Annotated in this window: 3 protein-coding genes; all 3 read left to right on the top strand. The window is 59.7% G+C overall.

What is annotated here, in order from left to right:
* The coding region (locus AC1DU6_RS24995; protein ID WP_477860372.1) for an alkaline phosphatase family protein at positions 1-782 on the top strand (782 nt) is incomplete at its 5' end.
* A gap of 299 nt (positions 783-1,081) precedes the next feature.
* Entirely contained in the window at positions 1,082-2,539 is a 1,458-nt protein-coding gene (locus AC1DU6_RS24990) for a hypothetical protein (protein ID WP_477860370.1), read from the top strand.
* A gap of 185 nt (positions 2,540-2,724) precedes the next feature.
* Positions 2,725-3,137 (top strand): type II secretion system major pseudopilin GspG (gene gspG / locus AC1DU6_RS24985; RefSeq protein WP_477860368.1); only part of this gene is annotated, 413 nt, incomplete at its 3' end.

The raw sequence follows: 3,137 nt of genomic DNA, 5'->3' as shown, positions 1-3,137 counted from the left end.
CCATCCTTGCATGGATGCAAGAGCACCCGCAGGGCAGCGTGCTCGTCGTTGTCGTGGAATCGATGGGGCGACTCAATGCACCGAAAGTGGACGACTGGCTGCGTCGGCAGTTCATCACCGAGCGGCTTGGCGCACGCTGGCAGGTCGACGAGGTGGATGAGGACTTCTTTGGATCCACCACGCGCGGCGAGCTCCGGACCTTGTGCGGAGTCAATGGGCACTATTCACGTCTTACACCCGAAACTGCGTCGAGGTGTCTGCCCCAACTCGCCTTGGAGGCGGGAAGTGAGGTCCATGGCCTGCATGGCTTCACCATGCGGATGTTCGATCGCCAGGACTGGTGGCCACGCATTGGTCTGCGACCATGGCCGTTTGCCGATGGGCTGCAGCATGGATGCAATCACGCCTTCCCCGGCGTTTGCGACGCTGTAGTGCTCAGGCAAGCCCTGACACTTGTCGACGCGCCGCAGCGCTTCGTCTACGCATTGACGCTGGATACGCACTTGCCGCTGCGCAAGGACGGCAGTCCTCTGCCAGGGGATTTGATCGGACGTTGTGGCGAGGACCACGTCACCAACACAGCCTGCGAATTGGTAGCCCAGTTCGGCGTGTTGCTTGCGAATCTCGAAGTAGGGCTCACGAACCTGCAGACTGCACCTCTGGTCGTCGTTGTCGGTGACCATGCACCGCCGTTCGTCGCCATCGCGAGCCAGCAAGCGTTTGCGCCTGCCCGTGTGCCGCTCTTCGTCCTCAGGCCACGCGATGCCGTTGATGCGCATTGAGTAACAGTATGAAGTTGTGGCGAAAGCCGCATCGCGTCCATTTCTGTGTCTCGTGTTGGCAACGCAGCCGTACGGCGGCCTCGTTATGGGAGGCGGCCCGCGTAGCATTCAAGACGCGCTGAATTGCTGGAGCGGCTAGCTAAGCGCGTAACCGCGATCAGGGTGTTTACCCGCACGGCTATCGTTTCGTTGACAGGCGCTTAAAAGCGTGGTCTAGAATGTTTCGGCGTGCAATTTAGTACACGTGTGATTCGCGAATCATTACTCTCTCTTTCCATAACCTTTGTGGAGTTCACCGAATGAAAAAATATGTGTTGAAGGCGACCGCTCTGGCGATCGGTGCGCTGGTTGGGGGTTCGGCGTTCGCCGCCATCACTTCCACCATCGATCTTGACGCCAATACCGGCGCTCAGACCTATGCCAAGGAGCTGACGTACGCAGCGCTGACTGGTGGTGCGAACAAGCTGAACACGACGAACCAGCTTGGCTTCGGCGTTTCGACTGGCCAAACGCGCTACATCCGCTTTGACCTGACCAATGCCAAGTTCACTGCTTCGTCTCTGGCGGCTGCTCCGGTCATCGGTACCGACATCGACGTCGGCGGCGGTGGCATTTCCGGCGCTTCGCTCGTTCAGGGCGGTGGCGTTGGTCAAGCATTCGCTGTCTATCAGATCACCGCTGGTTCCGACCTGTCGGCCTCTGCTGCTGTCAAGCTGAAGATTGCAGAACTGAACGTGACCGCCACGACCGCTTCTGTGCAGATCAAGTACTCGCTGCACGAAACGGCAACTTCCGCTCAAGGCACGACCGCGTCCAACACGGCCCTGCTGTCGAGCGTGTCTGCTGACGCCGCCCAGTTCAGCACCGGCCTGCAATACACGGTCGACTCCACGCCGACAACGACGGCTGACGTGGAAACGTCGTTCAAGAAGTTCAAGACGGGTGGTGGCTACGTTGCTATTGACCAAGCCAAGATTGGCACCCTGACCGTGGACAAGACGGCCGTCAAGAAGGGTGATGGCACTGCTGTTGCTTTCGCGGACCTGGTGGCTGCTGGCACGAAGATCGTTCTTACCGGCGATTTCTCGATCCGCGCAGGTGCCAATGACGCTGCCAAGAAGACCAGCGTGTACCTGGACTCCGATGGTGACTGCTCGACCGGTTCCGGCTCGCAGATCAATTCGAACACCGTGCCCTCGGGCACCGGTGCCGAATTCGTGATCAACACGACCGCACAGGCTGGCGCCGCGGTTTGCTACGTGGTTGATGGCACTAGCCAGATCCCCTCGGCCGGCCCGTACAAGGCTCAAGTGGTCGTTGTTGCTGCCGCCAGCACGACGTCTGCCAGCTTCGGCGACAAGGCCCTGGGTTCTATCGACCGCGATGGCACCGAGCTGACCGCACCGTTCACGACGATCAACCCTGACTACATCTCCCGCATTGTGCTGACCAGCTCACACACGGGTGATCCGGCCTCTGTTGTCGTCACGCCGATTTTGGCTAACGGCGGTTCTTGCGGTGCCGGCAACTCCAACTTCTCGCTGATCGCTGGTAAGCAGTTGTTCATCAATGCGATCGAGGTCTGCCCGTCTATCTCGGGATTGGTGGCTGGTACGGATACCCGTCTGGGCTTCAAGATCACTGTCGCAGCCCCGAAGGCCAAGATCGAAGGCGTCATGAACATCCTGAAGAAGGGTACCGCCACGACGTCGTCGAGCGACCTGAACAGCTACACGCTGTCGCGTCCGGCGAACTAAGCACAGAGTTCGCGCAAGCGAAATCTAAAAGCGCCCTTCGGGGCGCTTTTTTCGTTCTGTATTGAGCTGTTTACCGCCAGCGACTCGTTGCCCGCGGTCATCTGCCCGGCGACTGAGCGACGGCGTCGAGTAAGTCGTGTCGGGTGCGCCCCTTACAATCCAATGCTTCTGAACCTGAGATGACGATGTCCATACTGCAGCCTTCGCGCACACTTCGCCGGATGGCCGGTCGGAGCGAAATCGGTTTCACTTTGCTTGAAATGTTGGTGGTGCTTGTGATCATCGGGTTGATCGCAGGCTTGGTTGGGCCACGGCTGTTTAGCAAGGTGGATCAATCCAAGGTCATCACAGCCACCACGCAGATCAAGATGCTGCGCGGCGCTGTGGAGAACGTGCGGCTTGATATTGGTCGTTACCCGACCGCCGAAGAGGGCTTGAGCTTGTTGGCGAAGCAGCCCGCCGATACGGCCCTGGCGACCAGGTGGCGCGGCCCGTATCTTGACGCCGATGTGCCGTTGGATCCCTGGCAGCACGCCTACCTCTATTCGCTGCCTGGCGCGAACGGGCAGCCATTTGCGCTGTATTCCCTGGGTGCGGA

The organism is Roseateles sp. P5_B10 (assembly GCF_056400485.1).
This window is presented reverse-complemented; position numbering and strand designations above follow the sequence as displayed.